This window comes from Salinimonas lutimaris, assembly GCF_005222225.1.
GTDB classification, from domain to species: domain Bacteria; phylum Pseudomonadota; class Gammaproteobacteria; order Enterobacterales; family Alteromonadaceae; genus Alteromonas; species Alteromonas lutimaris.
The window spans coordinates 1,524,722-1,546,631 of the sequence record NZ_CP036536.1 but is presented as its reverse complement, the minus strand read 5'-3'; the positions used below and the strand labels follow the sequence as shown (position 1 = coordinate 1,546,631).

26 protein-coding genes and 1 other annotated feature are annotated in these 21,910 nt (G+C 51.8%); of the genes, 22 read left to right on the top strand and 4 right to left on the bottom strand.

All coding sequences use genetic code 11. From position 1 onward, the window contains the following. The first annotated feature begins 66 nt into the window (after positions 1 to 66). The 10 genes from EZV72_RS06585 to EZV72_RS06540 are packed head-to-tail and all read left to right on the top strand — an operon-like array spanning position 67 to position 7,556. The gene (locus EZV72_RS06585; RefSeq protein WP_175405063.1) at positions 67 to 579 is read left to right on the top strand and encodes a Na+/H+ antiporter subunit E; all 513 of its coding nucleotides are present in this window, start codon (positions 67 to 69) and stop codon (positions 577 to 579) included. Then, a complete protein-coding gene (locus EZV72_RS06580; protein ID WP_175405062.1) occupies positions 576 to 908 on the top strand; it encodes a monovalent cation/H+ antiporter complex subunit F in 333 nt (110 codons plus the stop codon). The genes EZV72_RS06585 and EZV72_RS06580 overlap by 4 nt, the downstream gene beginning before the upstream one ends. Then, on the top strand, positions 898 to 1,221 hold the full coding sequence (mnhG, locus tag EZV72_RS06575; RefSeq protein WP_137166490.1) for a monovalent cation/H(+) antiporter subunit G: 324 nt from the start codon (positions 898 to 900) through the stop codon (positions 1,219 to 1,221). Before EZV72_RS06580 ends, mnhG begins: the two co-directional genes overlap by 11 nt. Continuing rightward, positions 1,218 to 1,808, top strand: coding sequence for a DUF4040 domain-containing protein (locus EZV72_RS18605; RefSeq protein ID WP_137166489.1), 591 nt, complete (start codon positions 1,218 to 1,220; stop codon positions 1,806 to 1,808). Before mnhG ends, EZV72_RS18605 begins: the two co-directional genes overlap by 4 nt. Then, entirely contained in the window at positions 1,805 to 2,227 is a 423-nt protein-coding gene (locus EZV72_RS18600) for a Na(+)/H(+) antiporter subunit B (RefSeq protein WP_137166488.1), read from the top strand. The genes EZV72_RS18605 and EZV72_RS18600 overlap by 4 nt, the downstream gene beginning before the upstream one ends. After that, a complete protein-coding gene (locus EZV72_RS06560) occupies positions 2,224 to 2,592 on the top strand; it encodes a cation:proton antiporter subunit C (RefSeq protein ID WP_137166487.1) in 369 nt (122 codons plus the stop codon). Before EZV72_RS18600 ends, EZV72_RS06560 begins: the two co-directional genes overlap by 4 nt. After that, positions 2,592 to 4,091 (top strand): monovalent cation/H+ antiporter subunit D family protein, encoded by a 1,500-nt coding sequence (locus EZV72_RS06555; RefSeq protein ID WP_217495180.1) that lies wholly within the window; start codon positions 2,592 to 2,594, stop codon positions 4,089 to 4,091. The genes EZV72_RS06560 and EZV72_RS06555 overlap by 1 nt, the downstream gene beginning before the upstream one ends. Further along, positions 4,088 to 5,563, top strand: a complete 1,476-nt coding sequence (locus EZV72_RS06550; RefSeq protein ID WP_137166485.1) for a proton-conducting transporter transmembrane domain-containing protein — start codon at positions 4,088 to 4,090, stop codon at positions 5,561 to 5,563. The genes EZV72_RS06555 and EZV72_RS06550 overlap by 4 nt, the downstream gene beginning before the upstream one ends. Further along, positions 5,560 to 5,871, top strand: a complete 312-nt coding sequence (locus tag EZV72_RS06545; protein ID WP_137166484.1) for a hypothetical protein — start codon at positions 5,560 to 5,562, stop codon at positions 5,869 to 5,871. The genes EZV72_RS06550 and EZV72_RS06545 overlap by 4 nt, the downstream gene beginning before the upstream one ends. Beyond that, complete coding sequence (locus tag EZV72_RS06540; RefSeq protein ID WP_137168681.1) at positions 5,871 to 7,556, top strand: Na(+)/H(+) antiporter subunit D; 1,686 nt, start codon at positions 5,871 to 5,873, stop codon at positions 7,554 to 7,556. The genes EZV72_RS06545 and EZV72_RS06540 overlap by 1 nt, the downstream gene beginning before the upstream one ends. Positions 7,557 to 7,600: 44 nt before the next feature. On the opposite strand, the gene EZV72_RS06535 is transcribed toward EZV72_RS06540, so the two are convergent. Both EZV72_RS06535 and EZV72_RS06530 read right to left on the bottom strand, forming a co-directional pair. Continuing rightward, entirely contained in the window at positions 7,601 to 8,923 is a 1,323-nt protein-coding gene (locus tag EZV72_RS06535; protein WP_137166483.1) for an alpha-amylase family glycosyl hydrolase, read from the bottom strand. Between the two features lie 78 nt (positions 8,924 to 9,001). Continuing rightward, positions 9,002 to 9,901 (bottom strand): sulfite exporter TauE/SafE family protein, encoded by a 900-nt coding sequence (locus EZV72_RS06530; RefSeq protein ID WP_332308340.1) that lies wholly within the window; start codon positions 9,899 to 9,901, stop codon positions 9,002 to 9,004. Between the two features lie 226 nt (positions 9,902 to 10,127). Here EZV72_RS06530 and EZV72_RS06525 point away from each other — a divergent pair, with 226 nt between their 5' ends. Next, positions 10,128 to 10,592, top strand: a complete 465-nt coding sequence (locus EZV72_RS06525) for a DUF2244 domain-containing protein (RefSeq protein WP_175405061.1) — start codon at positions 10,128 to 10,130, stop codon at positions 10,590 to 10,592. A gap of 121 nt (positions 10,593 to 10,713) precedes the next feature. Next, on the top strand, positions 10,714 to 11,571 hold the full coding sequence (locus EZV72_RS06520) for a TraB/GumN family protein (RefSeq protein WP_137166480.1): 858 nt from the start codon (positions 10,714 to 10,716) through the stop codon (positions 11,569 to 11,571). Between the two features lie 77 nt (positions 11,572 to 11,648). Here EZV72_RS06520 and EZV72_RS06515 read toward each other — a convergent pair whose 3' ends face one another. After that, positions 11,649 to 12,518, bottom strand: a complete 870-nt coding sequence (locus tag EZV72_RS06515) for a LysR family transcriptional regulator (protein ID WP_137166479.1) — start codon at positions 12,516 to 12,518, stop codon at positions 11,649 to 11,651. A gap of 176 nt (positions 12,519 to 12,694) precedes the next feature. On the opposite strand from EZV72_RS06515, the gene EZV72_RS06510 reads away from it, so the two are divergent. The 3 genes from EZV72_RS06510 (at position 12,695) to EZV72_RS06500 (ending at position 14,485) form a co-directional block, all read left to right on the top strand. Beyond that, positions 12,695 to 13,129 (top strand): multidrug/biocide efflux PACE transporter, encoded by a 435-nt coding sequence (locus tag EZV72_RS06510; protein WP_137166478.1) that lies wholly within the window; start codon positions 12,695 to 12,697, stop codon positions 13,127 to 13,129. Between the two features lie 185 nt (positions 13,130 to 13,314). Next, positions 13,315 to 13,692, top strand: a complete 378-nt coding sequence (locus EZV72_RS06505; RefSeq protein ID WP_137166477.1) for a hypothetical protein — start codon at positions 13,315 to 13,317, stop codon at positions 13,690 to 13,692. A 220-nt stretch (positions 13,693 to 13,912) separates the two neighbouring features. Next, a complete protein-coding gene (locus EZV72_RS06500) occupies positions 13,913 to 14,485 on the top strand; it encodes a lipid-binding SYLF domain-containing protein (protein ID WP_137166476.1) in 573 nt (190 codons plus the stop codon). Between the two features lie 99 nt (positions 14,486 to 14,584). Here the strand turns inward: EZV72_RS06500 and EZV72_RS06495 are convergent, their stop codons facing one another. Further along, on the bottom strand, positions 14,585 to 15,019 hold the full coding sequence (locus EZV72_RS06495; RefSeq protein WP_137166475.1) for an energy transducer TonB: 435 nt from the start codon (positions 15,017 to 15,019) through the stop codon (positions 14,585 to 14,587). Positions 15,020 to 15,284: 265 nt separating this feature from the next. Then, positions 15,285 to 15,406, top strand: a sequence feature (His leader region). 34 nt (positions 15,407 to 15,440) lie between these two features. Here EZV72_RS06495 and hisG point away from each other — a divergent pair. Genes hisG through hisF form a run of 7 tightly spaced genes read left to right on the top strand, consistent with a single transcriptional unit; the run spans position 15,441 to position 21,909 of the window. After that, positions 15,441 to 16,340 (top strand): ATP phosphoribosyltransferase, encoded by a 900-nt coding sequence (gene hisG, locus EZV72_RS06490; RefSeq protein ID WP_137166474.1) that lies wholly within the window; start codon positions 15,441 to 15,443, stop codon positions 16,338 to 16,340. 3 nt (positions 16,341 to 16,343) lie between these two features. Further along, the gene (gene hisD / locus EZV72_RS06485) at positions 16,344 to 17,651 is read left to right on the top strand and encodes a histidinol dehydrogenase (RefSeq protein WP_137166473.1); all 1,308 of its coding nucleotides are present in this window, start codon (positions 16,344 to 16,346) and stop codon (positions 17,649 to 17,651) included. Further along, on the top strand, positions 17,644 to 18,726 hold the full coding sequence (gene hisC, locus EZV72_RS06480; RefSeq protein ID WP_137166472.1) for a histidinol-phosphate transaminase: 1,083 nt from the start codon (positions 17,644 to 17,646) through the stop codon (positions 18,724 to 18,726). Before hisD ends, hisC begins: the two co-directional genes overlap by 8 nt. Then, positions 18,723 to 19,793 carry a bifunctional histidinol-phosphatase/imidazoleglycerol-phosphate dehydratase HisB gene (hisB, locus tag EZV72_RS06475; RefSeq protein ID WP_137166471.1) on the top strand — a complete coding sequence of 357 codons (1,071 nt, stop codon included), beginning with the start codon at positions 18,723 to 18,725 and terminating at the stop codon, positions 19,791 to 19,793. The genes hisC and hisB overlap by 4 nt, the downstream gene beginning before the upstream one ends. After that, the gene (gene hisH / locus EZV72_RS06470) at positions 19,793 to 20,395 is read left to right on the top strand and encodes an imidazole glycerol phosphate synthase subunit HisH (protein WP_137166470.1); all 603 of its coding nucleotides are present in this window, start codon (positions 19,793 to 19,795) and stop codon (positions 20,393 to 20,395) included. The genes hisB and hisH overlap by 1 nt, the downstream gene beginning before the upstream one ends. Continuing rightward, positions 20,396 to 21,133 carry a 1-(5-phosphoribosyl)-5-[(5-phosphoribosylamino)methylideneamino]imidazole-4-carboxamide isomerase gene (hisA, locus tag EZV72_RS06465; RefSeq protein ID WP_137166469.1) on the top strand — a complete coding sequence of 246 codons (738 nt, stop codon included), beginning with the start codon at positions 20,396 to 20,398 and terminating at the stop codon, positions 21,131 to 21,133. It abuts the gene before it with no gap. Next, positions 21,115 to 21,909, top strand: coding sequence for an imidazole glycerol phosphate synthase subunit HisF (gene hisF, locus EZV72_RS06460; protein ID WP_137166468.1), 795 nt, complete (start codon positions 21,115 to 21,117; stop codon positions 21,907 to 21,909). The genes hisA and hisF overlap by 19 nt, the downstream gene beginning before the upstream one ends. Position 21,910 lies beyond the last annotated feature (1 nt).

Here is a 21,910-nt window from a genome sequence, read left to right as displayed (position 1 = left end):
TAAGTACAAGGAAGTTATAGATTTTAATAAAACTCTAACAAGCCAAAAATCAGTAGGGACAAGAACGTGAAAGCAACACTCAGACTAGGCGTCATTTTAGGCGTGCTATGGGTTTTACTGTCAGGTCACTTTACCCCATTGTTGTTGTGTCTGGGTCTTGCTTCTGTGGTACTTGTACTGTGGCTCGACCGGCGCATGGATGAAATTGACCACGAACAATTTAATTTGCCTGTAACCACTGACCTGTTCGTGTTTGTGGGCAAACTGGCGTGGCTGGTTGTGCTCTCCAACATTGATGTGTGCCTGCGTATTTATGGTATACGCCGCCCAACCCCCACTTTCAAAGAAATTCCACTGCCCTTTTCCAACCCGCTGTCGCAGGTGATCTTTGCCAATGCCATCACGTTAACGCCGGGAACCGTGTCGATGGTCATGGAAAATGACAAAATTCTGGTGCACAGCATCAGCCGCAGTGGCGCTGAAGATCTGGCCAACGGGGCCATGGCCGACATTATTCCGCGTATCAAACGTCGTCATGTTAAAACCATTGCCCAACATAAAAAAGGAAGCGACCGATGACAATGCTGTATCTGGTAGCCGGTATTGCTTTTCTGATCACCATGGCCATTGCCCTGGCCCGCGCTTTTGTCGGGCCCACTGTGTTTGACCGTATCCTGGCGGTAAATATGTTTGGCACCAAGGCGGTGTTACTGGTGGCACTGATTGCATTTTTCTCTGGCCGGGAAGACTTGCTTGATATTGCGCTGCTGTATTCCCTGCTCAATTTTATTGGCGTGGTGGCTGCCCTGCGTTTGGTGGAGCGTGGCCATTTTTTTGCCTCGCCGGATGAAGAACCCGATGATCAGTCAGGGCCGGTCAGCGCTGTGGAGAACAAACATGATCGCTGAAATTGTGTCTTACTTTTTGATTGGCATCGCCTGCCTGCTCAGTCTGACCGGTGGTCTGGGCCTGTTTCGTCTGCCTGATTTTTACTCACGCCTGCATGCGGTCGGCATTACAGACACGCTGTGCTCTTTTCTTCTGCTGGCAGGCCTGGCCTGTCACTCCGGCTGGTCATTAACCACCGCCAAGCTGGCAATTGTCTTTCTGTTTTTGCTGTTTACCAGTCCGGTGTCATCTTATGCACTGGCCAACAGCGCCTGGCGCTGGGGCCTTAAAGCACCGGCCAGCGACAACAATAAGGAGGCCGACCTGCCATGAGCCTGCTGCTCAATACTGTCTTGCTGGTGTTTTTACTGATCACTGCCATTGCAGTGATGCGCGTCAAAGTGCTGCTGGCCATGGTTATGCTGTTTGGTCTGTACTCTTTGCTGGTATCCAGCCTGTTTGTGGTGCTGGATGCCCCCGATGTGGCATTTACTGAGGCGGCGGTGGGCACCGGCATTTCCACTGTGCTGATGCTAGCCACATTGGCTGCTATCCGACAGGGCCACAGTGCGCCAATTAAACCGGGCAAGCGACTCCTTCCCTTTTTGCTGAGTCTGGCCATGGGCACGCTGGTCATCTTTGGTATTCAGGATCTGCCTAATTTTGGTGAGGAAAACTCTCCGGCGTATCAGGAAGTCGCCCGCCATTATATTGAAAAAGGCCAGCAGGAAACCGGTGTACCTAACCTGGTCACCGCGGTACTCGCCAGCTACCGGGGCTTTGACACCCTTGGTGAGGTCACCGTTGTGCTGACCGCTGGCATCGGCGTATTGCTGTTGCTGGGCCGGCGGGAAAAAGTCCACCTGCGGGCTAAAAAATCAGCCACTACAGGCTCGCAACAACCGGAGAAATCATCATGAGCGACAGTCTGATTTTACGCGTCGTGACTAAGTGGCTGGTGCCGGTCATTTTACTGTTTGCCTTGTATGTACAGTTTCATGGTGACTATTCACCAGGCGGCGGCTTTCAGGCCGGCGTTATCTTCTCCAGCGGCTTTTTACTGTATGCACTGGTGTATGGCGTGGATGCGACGACCCGGGTATTGCCAGAAGCCGTGCTTCGGGTATGTGCGTGTCTGGGCGTATTACTGTATGCCGGCGTTGGCGTAGTCTCGCTTATCCGGGGCGGCACGTTTTTAAATTACAGTGTGCTGGCAGAAACCCCGGTCGGCGGGCAGCATCTTGGCATTATTGTTATTGAACTGGGTGTGGGAATTACCGTGGCCAGTGTGATGCTGCTGTTGTTTTACACCTTTGCAAGGACCATCCAGCCACAATGAGTGCATATATTTTAGGTCACCTCAATTACTGGCTCATCATTGGTGTAATGATGGTGGGCATGTTTACCATGATGAGCAGTCCTAACCTGATGAAAAAACTGGCCGGGCTGAGTATGTTTCAGACCGCCGTCATTCTGTTTTATGTCAGTGTAGGAAAAGTGGATGGTGGTACCGCCCCCATCATTACCGATGCCGCCACCCGCTATGCTAACCCGCTCCCCCAGGTACTGATGCTAACAGCTATTGTAGTAGGCGTGGCGACCATGGCGCTGGGTTTTGCACTGATTATACGCATTCGCCGCGCGTATGACTGCCTGGAAGAAGATGCCATTCATCATCAGATGCAAAAGGAGGAGCTGGATTGATGGATGCCTATACTGTTTTACTGGTAGTCATTCCCTTACTCACCGCACCGGTGACCGCTATGATTGCCAACCGGCATCTGGCTTGGGCTATCAGCCTGTTGAGTACCGCAACGGTCACTGTTATTGCCTATATTTTGTTTCGTGAAGTGTCTTCCGGCACAGTCATTCACTATGAACTGGGTGGCTGGAAGCCGCCCTGGGGCATTGAATATGTGATTGATGCACTCAATGCTCTGGTGGCGCTCATTGTTGGGGTCATCGCCACCCTGGCTTTGCTGTACGGAAAAAAAATGGCTGAACGTGAGATTCATGACAGTCAGCTTCATCTTTTCTATGCAGCCTTTCAGCTGGTGATGCTCGGATTACTGGGCATGGCGCTGACCGGAGATATTTTTAATCTGTTTGTGTTTTTGGAAATCTCCTCGCTGTCCTCTTATGCCATCATCGCTATGGGACAAAAACGCCAGGCACTGGTAGCGTCCTTCAATTACTTAATTGCCGGTACACTCGGGGCGACCTTCTTTTTGCTGGGGATTGGTTTTTTATACGCCGCGTCGGGCACCCTGAATATGGCCGACATCGCCACCCATTTCAAACAGTTTGAGTCCATGACGCTAGTACTGACGGCCCTGCTGTTTATGTTAATCGGGCTGGCGCTCAAAGCCGCCGCATTTCCGCTGCATTCCTGGCTGCCTGATGCCTACACTCAGGCGCCCACCATGGTGACGGTATTTATTGCTTCCACCTCTACCAAAGTGGCGGTGTATGTTCTGTTACGCTGTTTATACCATGTTTTTCCTCAGGACTACTGGGGCGATACGCTGCTACCGGATTTTTTACTGCTAAGCGGCTGTCTGGGTATGCTGTATGGCTCTTATAAAGCCATCCGGCAAATTTCCATCAAACGTTTGCTGGCCTACTCCAGCGTAGCCCAGCTCGGTTATATGGTGGTAGGTATCGGGCTGAATAACGATGCCGGTCTTACCGGAACCGTGCTGCACATATTTAACCACGCCATCACCAAGGCAGCGTTGTTTATGGCTGCCGGTATCATTTACTACCGCTTGCATACCACTAACCTGGAGCATTTGCGTGGCGCCGGTAAAACCATGCCCTGGACTCTGGCAGCCTTTGCCCTGGGCGGGCTAAGTCTGATTGGTGTGCCGGGCACTGCCGGATTCATCAGTAAATGGTACCTGGTACAAGGTGCGCTGGCGCAGCAAAATTACGTGGTGGCAGCGGTGATTCTGATTGCGTCTGTCATGGCCATTTTATACGTATGGAAAGTGATTGAAGCGCTCGCGTTTGATGGTAAAACCAAGTTGCACGTGCATCAGGTGGGCTCCGGTAAAGATATTGTTCCGTCCATGCCCGCCGCTACTGTGGTGTGCTATGTGATGGTGCTTGCCTGTTTGTATTTTGGATTGTATACCCAGTTGCCGCTTGAGGCAGCCACAACCGCGGTTACCTCCCTGATTGAAACCGGAGGTGCCCGATGATGACCACCACCCTGCTGGTCATGCTGATGCTATTGCCACTGGCCGGGGCTGTTATTATCAGTCGATGCGGGCGCTGGCCGAATATCCGTGAAGCTGTCACCCTGGGCACCGCGGCGTTAACCTTTGCCATGGCCTGCCTGCTCTATCAGGGCCTGGAAACAGATAGCCAGACACTGGTGATAGCACAACCACTGGAAACACTGAGTATTGCATTTTCCGTTACCCGATTCGGTGTGTTATTTGCTCTATTGGCCAGTGGCCTGTGGCTGGTGACCTCTGTTTATGCCATTGGCTATATGCGCGGTCATCATGAAAAAAACCAGACCCGCTTTTATGTACTGTTTGCTGTGGCCATTGCCACTGTCATGGCCATTGCCTTTAGCGATAATCTACTAACTCTGTTCTTATTTTATGAAGTGCTGACAGTCAGTACTTACCCGCTGGTTACCCATGCCGGTACTGATGAGGCCAGAAAAGGCGGTAAACGGTACCTGATGATTCTGATGGGCTCATCTATTGTGTTCTTTTTGCCGGCGATCATTATCACTTATATGGCTGCCGGTACCCTGACCTTTCAGGAAGGCGGTATTTTGCAGGGGCACCTGGACCCGACCTGGCTGGCTCCGCTGATGCTGCTGTTTATTTTCGGGATCAGTAAAGCCGGTGTTATGCCACTGCACCGCTGGCTTCCTTCGGCCATGGTCGCACCCACGCCGGTCAGCGCCCTGCTGCACGCTGTTGCAGTGGTTAAAGCGGGGGTTTTCAGTCTGCTCAAGGTAGTGTTGTTTGTTGCCGGGCCTGAGTTTTTACAAACCAGTAACCTGACGCAGTACCTGCTGATTATTCCTATGGCGACCATCATTATCGCCTCACTGGTGGCCATGACTCGTGACAATCTCAAAGAACGCCTGGCCTACAGTACCGTGAGTCAGCTGAGCTACATTGTGCTTGGTGCATTGCTGCTGACTCCGGCCGGACTGCTGGGCGGCACCATGCATATTGTGATGCACGCTACCGCCAAGATAACTCTGTTTTTTGCGGCCGGAGCGGTGCTCGTCGCCACCGACAAAACCAATATCAGTCAGATGAACGGACTGGGCCGGGCCATGCCCGTAACATTCGGGCTTTTCACCGTCGGGGCCATGAGCATCATCGGTATTCCGTTTTTTTCCGGCATGTGGAGTAAATGGTACCTGGTCACCGGCGCTGTCGCCTTTCAGGGCAACCCGGTTTTACAGTGGTCGCTGAGTATTACACTGATGCTCAGTACACTGCTCAATATCTGGTACTTACTGAGTATTCCCATGCATGCCTTTTTCAAGTCCGGTGATGATACCCAGCAGTATCGTGAGGCGCCGCTGGCCTGCCTGATTGGCATGGCGGTACCTGCCGCGCTGTGCGTGTACCTGTTTTTTGATCCCCATGTCATCTTCAACCTGGCCACACACATTACCGGAGGGTCTCAGCCATGAGTCAGTCTGATAAAGACAGTGGATTGTTTGATAATCCGGCGGTTGTCACCTGGATCCTGCGGGTTTTCTACGTATTGTGCGCCGGGCTGGTGATAGCTGATTTTATTGTGCATCGGCACATTTATAACGATCTGGAAAAAATCCCGGCGTTTTATGCGCTGTACGGATTTGTTGCCTGCGTGATACTGGTTTTTGTCGCCAAGTGGCTGCGTCATTTACTGATGCGGGATGAAAATTACTACGAAGCACCGCTGGATGCAGCTGACGCTTCATCGTCCTCAACGCACAACGACAAGGAGCATCATTGATGGGGATTGCTAACCTGCCGCCTTTTGTGGTGTTTTTTGTATTTGCACTGCTTGCTCCGCTACTTCAGGGTAAAAGCCGGGTACTGCTGATTCTGGCACCGGTACTCGGTGCCCTGAACCTGTTTTTTAACGGGGCTGATTCCACCGGCATGACCTGGGAAGTGGCAGGCATGAGTCTGAGCCTGTATCAGGTTGACCGGCTCAGTATGTTATTTGGCTACTTGTTTCATCTGGCAGCATTTATTGCCCTGATTTATTCGGTGCATGTGAAAGACACCATACAGCAGGTCACCGGCCTGCTGTATGCCGGCAGTGCGGTGGGAGCAGTATTTGCCGGCGACCTGCTCAGTGTATTTATGTTCTGGGAACTGCTGGCCATTACCTCGGCCTTTTTAATCTGGGCCCGGCGCACCCCCGAAGCCATTCGCGCTGCCAACCGCTATGTGATTATTCAGGTGTTATCCGGGGTACTGATGCTCAGCGGCACGATTATGCTGTATCAGCAAACAGGCTCTCTGGCCCTGACGGCGATTGGACTGGATGACTCAGCCGCCAGCTGGATGATCTTTATAGCGCTGGGTATAAAATGCGGTTTTCCGTTTTTGCATACCTGGCTGACCGATGCCTATCCTTTAGCCACGCCCACCGGTACGCTTTACTTATCGGCGTTTACCACCAAGGTAGCAGTGTATTTACTGGCCCGCCTGTTCCCCGGCGAGGAGCTACTGATTTACATTGGCGCGGCCATGACCTGCTTTCCGATATTTTATGCGGTTATTGAAAATGATCTGCGCAAGGTGCTGGCTTATTCACTGATTAACCAGCTCGGCTTTATGGTGTGCGGAATTGGGATTGGCACTGCGCTGGCGCTCAATGGAGCGGTGGCCCACGCGTTTAATGATGTGATATTTAAAGGCTTGCTGTTTATGAGCATGGGAGCAGTGCTGACCCGGGTGGGACATGTGAATGGCTCAGATTTAGGCGGACTGTATAAAACCATGCCCCGCACCACCCTGTTTTGCCTGGTTGGAGCGGCGTCGATTTCGGCGTTTCCCCTGTTCAGCGGGTTTGTTAGCAAAAGTATGGTTATGGCTGCGCTGCTTGAGCAGGACCAGACCATTGTCTGGCTGATGCTGTTATTTGCGTCGGCCGGCGTGTTTCACCATGCAGGGATTAAAATTCCGTTTTTTGCCTTTTTTGCTCATGACTCAGGCCTGCGTCCCAAAGAAGCGCCGGTTAATATGCAGATTGCCATGGGCCTATCAGCGGTATTGTGCATTGTGATTGGCGTGAACCCGCAATGGCTGTATGCCATGCTGCCCTGGCAAATTGACTATACGCCGTATGATGTGACCCACGTACTGACCCAGCTTCAGATCCTGTTCTTCTCTGCACTGGCCTTTGTATGGCTGAATAAGCAAGGGTTGTATCCGCCCGAACTACGCTCAGTGAATCTGGATGTAGAATGGTTCTACCGCCGCCCGCTTCCTGCCGCCGGACGCTGGACAGTTGCCCGGCTGACCGGGCTTCGCGATGGACTGTCGGGGTTATTTCATGGCATCGTCGGCCAGTTTGAGGGGCGCGCCCGCCCTATGCCAACCGGTACGGTCACCATATTAACCCGGCGCATGGCTTATGTATTTATTGCTTTGATGCTGCTGGCCCTGGCAAGCCTGACGGTATAGCCGTCAGGCCAGCAAGCGTGCTACTGCGCCGGATTTAACAGCGTCTAAGAGGCGGTGATGGTCTGGTGCAGCACGGTATAACCGGCCGCGGGCATGAGCATGGGCTGATCACGACTTAATGTGCAGGTTTTACCGCTGAGCAGGTCGTGATAGGTTCCCGGATACAAAAGAGAGTCAAAAGTGACACTGACCGGCGCATCTGAAAAATTCAGAATCACCAGCACTTTGTCATTGCCCTGCTGACGGACAAAAGCAAACACTTTATCCATGTGACTGCCGGGTACCTGAATCATGGTTGCCCCGAACGGGCCGTTAAACAATGCCGGTATCGACTTTTTAATGGTAATGAGCTGGCGGTAGAAATCACCAATCTCATGAGTTTGCCAGTCTATCGGATCCCGCTCAAAAAACGCCAGCCGCTTAGTTTCGCCGGCTTCCTGACTGTTGTATATCAGCGGCATGCCTTCACCGATAACCGACAGCACAATGGCGGCTTTCAGGAATATCCCGAATTGCTCGTGCTGGGTGCCGTCCCAGCTGTTCATGTCGTGGTTACTGACAAAAGTCATCCGATAGGCAGACTTAGGCCACGACCGCTCATTCCACGAATAATACTTGCGCAGTTTATCCAGCGGTAAGCCCCCCATGGCAATGCCATGGACCGTTTCATTCCAGCTCCAGGCATAAGACATATTAAAAGCCTGCTCATGTAAGTCCCGGTTTTCCCATTCAGCCAGCATAAAAACCGGCTTGATTTTATCCAGCTGTTGTCGGGCCTGCTCCCAGAAATCGTTGGGCACATATCCAGCCACATCACAACGAAAGCCATCAATATCAAAGGTTTTTACCCAGTATTGCAGAGCATCAATCATGTAAGTACGTAAGCCCGTCTGGTCATAATCAAACTCAATAATGTCATCCCAGTCCCACCACGGCGACGGTCGAAAATCACCTTTAAAATCCCGGGCGTACCATTGTGGATGAGAGGTCACCAGATCGCAGTCCCAGGCACTGTGATTGGGCACCCAGTCGATAATCACTTTCATTCCCCGGGCGTGTATACCGGTCACCAGATCGTGAAAGTCCTGCTCGCTGCCAAACTCAGGGTTAACCCCAAAATAATCTTTTACCGCGTAGGGTGAGCCCAGACTGCCTTTACGGTTTTTCTCGCCAATGGGGTGAACCGGCATCAGCCAGATAATATCTGCCCCCAGTGCTTTGATATGATCCAGCCCGGCTTCTACACCTTTAAACGTGCCCTGTGCGCTGAACTGGCGGGTATTAACCTGATAAATAACCGCATTTTGACTCCATGGCGGCTGTACAAATTGATATTTACTGTTAACCGGAAATTCAGGTGAGGACATAAACAGGCTCCATAAACATAAAAGATGTCGGGGGCAAGCCCCCTCTGTTGCTACGCACTGCTGTTTTGTTTGGTTTTTTCAGAATATCGGTAAGCCGGCCAGACCCATTACCAGCACCCAGCCACCAAAGAAAATTTTCAGATGAGCCGGTTTAAATGCCAGCACCACACGGCGGGCCAGAATACCGCCTACCACTGCACCGGCGCCGGCAAACAGCACAATGCTGAAATTAATGGCCTGACTGTGCAGCACATGATACACGCTGGCTCCCCACACCGTAAAAGCGGTCAGGATCACGGCACTGGCTATCGCCATGGTGACAGAAAAACGCCGCATGATGAGATACACCGCCAGCAGCTCGCCAACGCCCACCGATAACCAGGCCGTGATCATACCGCCTGCCAGACACACCAGCACAACACAACCAGCATCTACACAAGTTAGCTCACTGGCCTGATGCTTACGGGCAAGCAGTGGTATCGAGGCAAAGATGGCAATAGCCAGCACTATCGAAAAAATCCCGAAAGCAATATGCAGTGAGGATAAATGCTGTCCCAGTACACGTACTACCGGCAGGTCAGCGCCCCACTGTGCCAGCCATACCCCGGTCAGCGACGCTGGCACCGATAACACAAGCACCCGGGGCAGTGATGCCCATGCCGGTTGCTCGCTGGTCTGCTTTTGCCCGGCATAGTGACGATACCAGGTAATGGCGCCGGCGGTCATACCACAGCACTGAATGCCAAAACTTGTGGCAATAATACTGACAGGCGGCATGCCCAGCTGATGAAAGAACGGCACAAACACCACTCCGCCACCGGCCCCCGTCGCATTGGCAAAAACAGCCCCTATCACGCCCAATAAGGTAAAACTGCTGTACCGGGTCAGCAGCTCAGGCAATCCGGGCTGGCTGAGTATTAACACACACCAGCTCACCAGCAGCATACTGCGCCATGGATGGCGTTGAATGAGTGACATCAAGAAAAACAGACCTGTAATAAATTTTTCAGACAAGACAGGGACTTTGCCAGAGCGCACATAAAAAAGGAATACTGTGCCTGTGGGTTATATTGGCTGACTGATCGCCAGATGCCTGTCAGCATGGTCAAAAACCATACAAGCCTGCCCGGCCTGTGCTAGGCTCTGATATGACCGGCTATCTATTGTTATTTTTATGATTTGTTGCAAATACCATGGAGACACTATGGTTATCGAAATGCGGCCAAACCGCTCTGCCTCGTGGCGGCAGGTAAAGTTTGCGCTGTTTTTATTTGCTATTCCGGTGGCGATCATTGCCGTGGGCTGGGCGTTTTCTGGTGTCTGGATTATTTTGCCGTTTGCCGGCCTGGAACTGGGACTTCTGGCGCTATTTATGTATCGGGTAAACTGGCAAACCCATCATCGTCAGACACTGGTACTGACTACCGGCACGCTGATTATTCGTCAGGGTTTCAGGCTGATGAAAGAACAGCGACTGTCCCGGGCCGAATGCCGTTTTGAAATCTGTCGCACAGAGCAGAACTGGCAACCACCACGCTGTTTTGCCTGCGGCCGTGACCAGCGAATTGCTGTAGGGCATTTTCTCAACACCGCAGACAGTCAGACCCTGTGCCGGTATTTGCAGACCGCTGGGGTTCCCACCTGTGATGACAAATGGTGGCAACAATAACCCGCCCCTTCAGGCCAGTTTATCTGGCAGCTGGCCGAACAAAGTTGCAGTTGCTCCGGTTTCGCTATACATTTCTTTGATCTTATAAAACAAGCAAGAAGAAACGGAGTTCATTTTTAATATGCGCAATTTTTGTTTAGCGTTCAGCGCACTGATATTGTCTGCATCAGCTCAGGCCGCGTCGGTATGGCAGGTGTCAGATGGCCATAATACCTTATTTATCGGCGGTACCCTGCACCTGCTCAGTGCCGACGACTACCCGTTGCCTGAAGCCTATGACCAGGCTTATAAACAGGCAGATACCCTGGTTTTTGAAACTGACATGCAGGCAGTGAGTTCGGCCGCCTTTGCGACCAAAATGATGCAGCAGAACACCTATGCGCCGGGGCGTAGTCTGGCGGATGACCTGAACCCCAAAACCCTGCAAAAACTATCTGACTATCTGGCCAGAAACGGTTTACCGCAAGCACAGTTAATGCAGTTAAAACCGGCCATGCTGGGCCTCACTCTGACCATGCTGGAATACCAGAAAGTCGGGCTGACCAGCCAGGGAGTGGATGCGTATTATCACACCAAAGCGCAGCAGGATGGCAAACCACAGGACTGGTTTGAAACACCTGACGAACAGCTTAGCTACATTACCAGCATGGCCGAAGGTCAGGAAAATGAATTTGTACAGTATACGCTTGAAGATCTGGGCGAACTAAGCAGTTTGATTACCCCTCTGACCCGTGACTGGCGCGAGGGAGATGTTCAGGGGTTGTATGATTTAATGATCAGTGACCTGACCACCCGCTACCCTAAAGTCCATGATGATCTGCTGGTCAGCCGTAATAACAACTGGTTGCCAAAACTCAAAGCGCTGATGCAAACCCCGGACACTGAATTTGTTTTAGTAGGCACACTACACCTGCCCGGCGAAGAAGGCATACTGGCAATGCTAAAGGAACAGGGTTTTACCCTCAAACAGTTAAATTAACCAGAGTTTGCTGTCATCCGGCGGGAGGCGAGTCTGACCCGCCGATCTGCTTCCGGCTCGTTATTGGATAGCGGCTATCAGGGCTGATTCCACGACTGACGTAAATAATGAATCAGGGTTTGGATACGCAGGGTGTCGTGTAACGAATGATGCACCCACAGCCAGACCTGACGGGTTAACTGGGGCGCCGGGAGCACAACGTTAAGACCCGGATTGATTCTGGCGACGTTGTTTTCAATAATGCCCAGCCCGCCGCCGGCGGCCACCCCGTCAAGCACACCCAGCGCGTAGTTACATCGTAGCCAGGGTTTGGGCGCACCGGCCAGCCCCCGTAGCCAGCGCTCAACCTCAAAGTCGCTGCGCGGCTCATCCAGACTGATAAAATCCAGCCCTTCCCATTGCTGTTGATCAATCGCACTGACCTGCTCAGATATATACGCCTCACTGGCATACAGGGAAAAAGACACATCCCCAATCGCCAGCCCAATCAAATCAGAGGTTTCAGGTGGCGCATAGCGCATTACTACATCGGCCTCGCGCCGGGCCAGATTAAACGGTTCCTGTGAGGTCAGCACATCTACATTCAGCCCCGGGTGCGCTTTTTTGAGCCCCGGCAGCAAGCCAATCAGTAAAAAGCTGGTCCACTCATCAGCATTCACCCGCAGCGTGCCGGTCAGCTCTGCAGGGGTTTCAACTTCACGCAGAATACCATGGGCGGCGACTTCCATCTGCTCAGCAAAGATCAGTACCCGCAATCCCAGTTCAGTGGGGGCGCAGCCATTAGCTGTTCGCTCAACCAGCTTTCCTCCAAGGCGCTCTTCCAGCGTATCCAGCCGGCGTGACAGTGTGGCAGTGCTCATACGAACTGACCTGGCGGCCTCGCGTAGTGTCCCGGCCCGGATCACCGCCAGCAAAACATGCAGATTGTCCCATGGGAAGCGTTTCATTTTTACAACACCCTGATGCGATTCTGTCTATTTTAAAACAAATATGAAACGAATAATATGCCGCCCATTGTTGTTCAGCGCGCCCGCAACAAGTAAAGTGGTACATCCACATCCATTGGCTAATCGCATTTTCTAACCTGTGCGGACGCGTTTTACTGACCCGACAGGAGTGAGCTATGCAACCTGTAAAAACCTTAACAGACCGGATTATTCATGCGGTACTGTTTGAATCGATTGCTCTGCTGATTTGCGCGCCAGTGATGTCACTGGTGATGAACAAATCGTTTTTTGACGCCGGCATACTGGTCATTGCCCTGGCTTGTGTGGCCATGGTCTGGAATGTGATTTTCAATGCCCTGTTTGACCGCCTGCAGGCCTGGCTTGGTTTTGAAAAAACTCCGCTTATCAGAATCTGGCATGTTATCGGATTTGAAGCTGGCCTGGTTGTAGCGGTGGTGCTGATTGCCTCATGGTGGTTCAGCATTTCTTACTGGCAGGCATTTTTGCTGGAAGTGGGCTTAATCTCCTTTTTCATGCCCTATACCTACGTTTTTAATCTGGTTTACGACAAACTCAGGGAAAGAAAGTACGCCCGGCAATATACCGTTTAACTCTGTTAGTTAACATGCCTGGTGTTATGCCGGGCCCTTCAGCACCGCTACGCACATTGCTTAGCAAAACTGTAAATGACCCGGGATAATCGCGTTTTCACAAGCACTCAGCGTATTTCCCCTGACTAAGATGAACCGGTGACCGGGATGAGGGGTATCCAGTACTAAGTCATCAGGAGACCCCCATGAAGCAGCCTATTTACATGCAGTTATTCGAACTGTGGACATTAGCCCCGCAAGTCATTTCCACACGTCTGCTACGCATGGCCAGTACCTCCGGTCAGCCGACAAAGTCGGATTTTAAGGAAATTAATGAGATGTGGTCTGAAAAAGCCATGGCGGTGTTTCATGCCGGTAATGTTATGGCGGTGGAAACCACGCGGTTTCAGGCCAGCCTGCTCACGCAGTTTATGAGTCATGCCATGACACCAGCGACGCTTCCTCAGGCCATGGCGCAGGCCACATTTGAGCAAGGCCCGAAAGCTGCGCAGAAAATGACTGAAAATATGCTTAAACCGTTTCATAGTAAGGTTAAATCGAACGCTCGCCGGCTTAAAAAGTAGGCAAGTGATCTGTGCAACATGTTAACTCAGTATTTCTTCTTATGGCACGGTGCAAAGCAACTTTTTAGGTAGCCTAAGCACGATAGTTGCATAACTATTGTTTTGCATAGTTAACCTGGTCAAGTCCTGTTCACAACACGTTGGCGAAACAGAAGAAATCTGATTCAGATACCCCCTGTCATGCCGCCGCTGAGCAACTTGCCAGTAATGAGGAAAACCGATGAAAACAATAAACTCAGCAAAATGGCTGGCCGTACTAGGTGCATTTTTTGTCCTGGCAGGCTGTGCCTCAATGGGCAGTGGCACTGTTGCTGAAAAACGACAGGCGATTGCGGATATGCAGGACAACGCCCTGGCTCGTCTATATCGTGAAAAACCGGATACCCGCTCGCAGCTACGCGATGCAGCAGGTTATGCGGTATTCAGTAATGCCAATATTAATGTCATTTTTGTTTCTGCTGGTACTGGTTATGGCATGGTTAACAATAATCTGACGGGCCAGAAAACCTATATGAATATGGCAGAAGGCGGTGTTGGTCTGGGCCTGGGCGCAAAAGATTATCGCCTGGTTATGGTTTTTCACAGCGAACAGGCCATGAGCTACTTTATTAATAATGGCTGGACTGCCGGTGGTAATGCAGATGCAACCGCACGGGCAAGTAATAAAGGCGGCTCGGTTGAAGGTGAAGGCTATCTGGGTAATGTCACCGTGTATACCATGACCGAAAGCGGTCTGGCATTACAGGCAACGGTTAAGGGCACTAAGTTCTGGAAAGATAAGCACCTTAATTAACACGGCGCGGTACGTCATACTTACCGACCCGCCATAGGGCACAAAAAAGCCGGACTTTGCACTTTTTGTCATAAGCAAAAAGCTGCAGCTCCGGCTTTTTTACAGACAAGCCTGCTCGCGCTGAGCGCGGCAAAGCAACGCCGCATCATGCTGCGATAACGCACTGTAGCAAAAATCCAGTCTGATCCGCTTGATCTCTGCCATTGGCGTTACAGTTTTTACCGGTTGCCATTGCCAGGTTTCAATTAAACGCTGGGCTGGCAGGCTGATTTGCGCTTCGGGGCTGGCGCTGACCAGACGAATCGAATCTGTCAGTCCTTGCCGGCTGACCGACACATCAAACACACTACACCCGGCAACTTCATGTAAAGCCAGAGAACGTGGATAGTGCAGGGGTTCATGACCAACTCGCTTCCAGGCAACCGGTGTGGAAGGGTTAAGATCAGTCAGACTCACCACCGCATAGTTATCCTGTACAGCCATTGTGGTGTGTGTGGTTATTCCCAACAGCATTGCAGCGGTGAGTAATTTCATATGAGCATCCTTTCTCAGCGTCAGTGCTAGCCAGGCGATATGTGCTTTGCCGCGCTCTTTACAGCCTGATATGGGTAGTGAGACCCCATTCTGGGCAATAGATTCAACCAGAATGGTCGCCGGTTATATATTATGTCATTTTATTAACCGCAAAATTATGCCGCTTAACGCTTTAGGGGGTTGCAAAACCCGGTTCGATTAATTATTGTCTTACCCGTCTTAGAGAGAATACTATTTTATTTATTATGTATAACTGCGCTGCAAACCATCATCACCACCATATAGCATAACCTTTCAGGTTCGTGCTGGAAGGTTATTGTTTCCTTCCAGTGGCGCAGATGAAGATTTCTCAGGCCCCCGGAAGGAAACTTTCGGGGGTTTTTCGTTTTCAGGGCCAAATTAGCAAACAAGAGGATTTATCATGAGCGACAGCAGAAGACTGCGTATTGCCGTACAAAAGTCAGGCCGATTAAGCAAAGACAGCATTGAGCTGTTAAAAGCCATCGGCATCAAACTCAACATCCGGGATCGTTTGCTGATTGCTCATTCCACCAATGAAGACATTGATTTACTGCGGGTTCGTGATGACGATATCCCGGGTCTGGTAATGGACGGTGTCGTCGATATGGGCTTTATTGGTGAAAACGAGCTGGAAGAAAAAATGCTGGAGCGTGCCGCTGCCGGTAAGCCTTCTGATTATGAAGTGATGCGTCGCCTGGATTACGGTGGCTGCCGCCTGTCTATCGCGGTACCTAACGAAATGGATTACAGCGGCGTGCAGACGCTGGAAGGTAAAAAAGTGGCTACCACCTATCCTTTCCTGCTGGAGCGTTATTTCAAAGAGCAACAGGTGAATGCCCAGGCGGTTATGCTGACAGGTTCAGTGGAAGTAGCGCCGCGTGCAGGTGTGGCTGAAGGTATTTGCGACCTGGTCTCTACCGGAGCGACTCTGGAAGCCAATGGTCTGGTAGAAAAAGATGTCATCTTCCGCTCTAAAGCGGTACTGATTCAGCGCACCGGTGAATTCAGCGCTGAAAAACAGGCCCTGATTGATCGTCTGGTTCCGCGTATTGACGGTGTTATGCAGGCTAAAGAAAGCAAATACATCATGCTGCACGCACCAAAAGCGCGTCTGGAAGAAGTCAAAGATTTGTTGCCAGGTGCAGAGAACCCAACGGTTCTGCCGCTGGCCGGTGTAGAAGACACAGTAGCAATCCACGTGGTCAGCCCGGAAAACCTGTTCTGGGAAACCATGGAGAAATTAAAAGCACTGGGTTGCAGTTCTATTCTGGTCATGCCGATTGAAAAGATGATGGGTTAAGTCATGTTGAACTGGAATACCTTATCTGATGCTGAGCGCCTCGATGCGCTTGCACGTCCGGTAATGAAAAACAGCGTTGCCCTGAAACAAACAGTCAGTGACATTCTGGCTGATGTGGAGCAGCGTGGCGATGAGGCTGTGCTGGATTATACCCGGCGCTTTGACTGCCCCACCCTGCCTGCGCTACGTTTGACTGTAGAGCAGCGCGATGCGCTGGCCGCCCGGGTGAGCCAGGACGTAGAAAAGGCCATTGATACCGCGTTTGCCAACATCAAAGCCTTTCATGAAGCACAGACACCCCAGGATATTCGGCTGACCACCTCCCCGGGTGTGGTTTGCGAGCAGCGCTTTGTTGCCCTTGAGGCAGTAGGCCTGTATATCCCAGGCGGCAGTGCGCCACTTCCTTCCACCGCTTTAATGTTGGGCGTACCGGCTGTGGTGGCGGATGTACCGCGAAAAGTTCTGTGCACACCACCCGGTAAAGATGGCCTGATTGCACCAGAGATTGCTTTTGTAGCCAAGCGTTGCGGCATTGACGAAATTTACCTGTGCGGTGGCGCTCAGGCTATTGCCGCTATGGCACTGGGTACTGACATTATAGCCCAGGTTGATAAAATATTCGGTCCGGGCAACAGTTTTGTCACCGAAGCCAAGCAGCAGGTGAGTCAGCGCGCTGATGGTGCAGCCATCGATATGCCCGCCGGCCCCTCTGAGGTACTGGTACTGGCCGATGAAGCAGCCAGCGCCGCGTTTGTGGCCTCTGACTTATTATCTCAGGCAGAGCATGGCGCGGATTCGCAGGCCATTTTGGTCAGTAACAGCGAAAGCCTGATTACAGCGGTAAAAGCAGAAGTAGAGACGCAGCTGACGCAGCTATCACGCAACGCTATTGCCGTTGCCGCCATGGACAATGCCCGTTACATTCTCACCACGTCACTGGATGAAGCCGTGGCCGTGAGCAATGCTTATGCGCCTGAGCATCTTATTGTTCAAACCGAAGATGCCCGCGACCTGCTGCCTGTTCTGAAGAACGCCGGCTCGGTATTTTTAGGTGCCTGGTCACCAGAGTCTGCCGGTGATTATGCATCAGGTACCAATCACGTGTTGCCCACTTACGGCTATGCCAAAAACTATTCTTCGCTGGGTTTGCTGGACTTTATGCGTCGTTATACGGTTCAGGAGCTAAGCCCGCAGGGTTTACAGAGCCTGGGGCCTGCTATTATGACACTGGCTGCCGCTGAGGGCCTGGATGCACACGAAAAAGCAGTTGCCCTGCGTATGCAGGCGTTGAAGGATGATCAAAATGGCTGATTTACTCACTTCTCTTATCAATCAGAACCTGATAGCCCTGAAACCGTATGAGTCGGCTCGCCGGTTATTTTCCGGCGGGCAGGACTGGCTGAATGCCAATGAGTCGCCTTACGCCAACCGCTATCAGGTCGACAGCGATCGTTTTAATCGCTATCCGTCCTGTCAGCCCGAAGCGGTAGTGACGGCTTATGCTCAGTATGCAGGCGTGGATACCAGCGAGCTTATCGTGACTCGCGGTGCCGACGAAGGTATAGAACTGTTGATACGCACTTTTTGTACACCAGGTCAGGACAATATTCTGATCTGCCCGCCCACTTATGGTATGTATGCGATCAGTGCAGAAACCTGCGATATCGGTATTAAAAAGGCCCCGCTGAATGCAGATTTTTCCCTTGATATGGATGCCATCTGTGCCACCGACAATGTCAACCTGGTGTTTATCTGTGCGCCGAATAATCCAACCGGCACCACTGTTGATGCGGCGGATCTGACCCGGGTGCTTGAGCACTTTGCTGACTCTGCACTGGTTGTGGTGGATGAAGCCTATATTGAATTTGATAAGCAAAACAGCTGGGCCGACAAACTGGCGCAGTATCCGAATCTGGTAATTTTGCGTACGCTGTCAAAAGCTTTTGCTCTGGCAGGCTTACGCTGTGGATTTACGCTGGCCAACCGCAATGTGATAGACGCGCTGATGAAAGTCATCGCACCCTACCCTATCGCTGAGCCGGTTGCCCAGATTGCCGAACAGGCGCTAAGCGCCGAAGGCCAGACTCAGGTCGCACTACAGGTAGACTTTATTAACCGGGAAAAGCAGGCACTGGCCGAGGCACTGTCAGAACTGGGCGATATTGAGCTGGTTGGAGATACCCGGGCAAACTTTGTGCTGTTTAAAACCGCCCAGAGTGCACAGCTGATGGAATACCTGGTCAGTCAGGGCATGCTGATTCGCGATCAGTCCAAACAAATGAACCTGCAACACTGCTTGCGCGCCACCGTGGGTAACGAAGAACAGAACCTGCGTTTACGTAAGCTTATTACTGAATTTTTTAATCAATCAGGAGCGTCGGCATGAGCCAACAAGCCATTTTATTTATAGACCGTGATGGCACCCTGGTCGAAGAGCCCGCTATCGACAAACAGCTGGACCGTCTGGACAAACTGGTATTTGAACCGGCTGTTATTCCGGTCTTGCTGAAACTGCAGGCCGCCGGTTTTAAACTGGTTATGGTTAGTAATCAGGATGGCCTGGGGACTGACAGTTTCCCTCAAGCTGACTTTGATGCCCCCCACGATCTGATGATGCATATTTTTACCAGTCAGGGCGTTAAATTTGATGATGTGCTGATTTGTCCGCACTTTGATGAAGATAACTGCAGCTGCCGTAAGCCCAAGCTGGGGCTGGTCAGCGATTACCTGCAACAGGGTAAAGTGGACTTTACCCGCAGCTATGTGATTGGTGATCGGGACACCGATATGCAACTGGCGCAGAACATGGGTATTCGGGGTTTACAGTACAACCGTGAAACACTGGACTGGCCGGCGATCGAAAAAGCCTTGCTGGCGTCTTCACGCATTGCCGAAGTAGTGCGTACGACTTCTGAAACCGACATTAAAGTCCGGGTAGATCTGGACTCAGCGGCCAAATCCAGCATTGCTACCGGCATCGGCTTTTTTGACCACATGCTGGACCAGATTGCCACTCACGGCGGTTTTGAAATGCAGGTGTCGGTCACCGGTGATCTGCACATTGATGATCACCACAGTGTGGAAGACACGGCACTGGCGCTGGGTGAGGCACTGAAAAAAGCGCTGGGTAACAAGCGGGGCATTGGCCGCTTCGGGTTTGCCCTGCCGATGGACGAGTGCCGCGCAGAGTGCATCATGGACATTTCCAACCGTCCGTACCTGAAGTTTGACGCCAGTTTCACTCAGGAACTGGTGGGCGAAATGTCGACCCAGATGGTAGAGCACTTTTTCTATTCACTGGCTCAGGCAATGGGACTGTCGCTGCACCTGTCCACCAGCGAGGGGAACGCCCACCACCAGGTAGAAAGCCTGTACAAAGTGTTTGGCCGGGCTCTGCGTCAGGCCATTGCCCGCTCGGGCGACGCCCTGCCCAGCAGTAAAGGAGCGCTGTAATGAGTCAGCGTATCGTCATTGTAAATACTGGCTGTGCGAATATTTCCTCGGTTCGCTTTGCTCTGGAGCGGCTTGGTGTCAGTGTGGAAGTGTCAGACGATGTCGGTGTCATCAAAGCCGCCGACAAGGTCTTTTTCCCCGGCGTAGGCAGTGCCAGCGCCGCCATGCAGAGCATTACCGCCAAGCAGCTGGCCCCTACCCTGCAAAGTCTGACTCAACCTGTGTTAGGTGTGTGTCTGGGCATGCAACTGATGGTGGAGTCATCTGATGAAAGTCGCACCGGTAAAATTGACTGTCTGGGCCTGATGCCCGGCCATGTCGGCCGGCTGGAATCACAGGGCCAGCGTCTGCCGCATATGGGCTGGAATACGGTAACCTCAGCGCGGGAAAACCCGCTGTTTGCCGGTATTGATGATGGCACCTACTTTTACTTTGTACACAGCTTTGCTGTGCCCGAGTACGAAAATACCCTGGCCAGCTGTGAGTACGGACAGCGTTTTTCTGCTGCCATTGCCCACAACAATTATTTTGGTGTGCAATTTCACCCTGAACGTTCCGGTGACGCCGGAGCCCAGCTTCTGACTAATTTTGTGAATCTGTAAATGATTATTCCTGCAATAGATTTAATTGACGGTGCTGTGGTGCGTCTGTATCAGGGCGACTACGACAAAAAAACTGAATACAAACTGGACCCGGTCGACGTGGTGCATACCTATGCTGACGATGGCGCCACCTGGCTGCATATTGTTGATTTGACAGGCGCTAAAGACACCTCGAAACGACAGCTTGAACTGATTCGCCGTATGGTGGATACCCAGCGCATGCAGTTTCAGGCCGGTGGCGGCATTCGTAGTGAGCAGGATGTCGCTCAGCTGCTGGAAGCCGGCGTCAGCCGTGTGGTGATTGGGTCACTGGCGGTAAAAGAGCCGCAACTTGTGAAACAGTGGGTCACCAAATACGGCCCGGATGCCATTGTGCTGGCGCTGGATGTCAATATTGACGAAAACGGCAACAAGTTTGTGGCCACTCACGGCTGGCAGCAAAGCTCTGGTGTGTCGCTGGAAGCCATTTTAAATGATTTTGCCGAGGTTGGCGTAAAGCATGTGCTGTGTACTGATATCAGCCGTGACGGTACGCTGCAGGGTGCCAACGTTGAGCTGTATAACGAAATGCAGCAGGCGTTTCCTGCTATTGCCTGGCAGGCTTCAGGCGGCATTGGCGGCTTGGGTGATATTGAAGCACTGCGCCCGGCTAATGTGGGCGGAGTCATTCTGGGACGGGCCCTGCTGGAAGGTAAATTTACCGTGAAGGAGGCAATCGCATGCTGGCAAAAAGGATAATCCCCTGTCTGGATGTACGCGATGGCAAAGTGGTCAAAGGCGTGCAATTCAGAAACCATGAAATTATCGGTGACATTGTACCGCTGGCTGAGCGCTATGCGCAGGCCGGGGCCGACGAACTGGTGTTTTATGATATTACGGCCAGCTCTGATCAGCGCGTAGTGGATAAAAGCTGGGTAAGTCGTATTGCCCAGGTTATTGATATCCCGTTTTGCGTGGCAGGCGGGATCCGGTCGGTAGAAGACGCTGGCCGGATACTTGAAATGGGCGCGGACAAAATTTCCATTAACTCTCCGGCTCTGACCAACCCGGATCTCATCAATGAATTGCACGATGTATACGGCCAGCAATGTGTTGTGATTGGCATAGACAGTTTTTATAACGAAGAAAACGACGGTTACGAGGTGTTTAAATTCACTGGCGATGAAGCCCGCACACAGAAAAGTCGCTGGCAGACCGCAGAGTGGATAAAAGAAGTACAAAGCCGCGGCGCCGGCGAGATCGTGCTTAACTGCATGAACCAGGACGGCGTACGTCAGGGGTACGATGTTAAACAGCTCAGTGCTATTCGCGATGCCTGTAAAGTGCCGCTGATTGCCTCTGGCGGTGCCGGTGAAATGGTACACTTTAAAGACGTTTTTGAGCAGGCCGATGTTGACGGCGCACTGGCCGCATCGGTGTTTCATAAAGACATCATTAATATTCAGGCGCTTAAATCGTATTTGTCAGACAATGGCATTGTGATGCGCAAAGAACACAAGCAAAAAGGCGAATAAA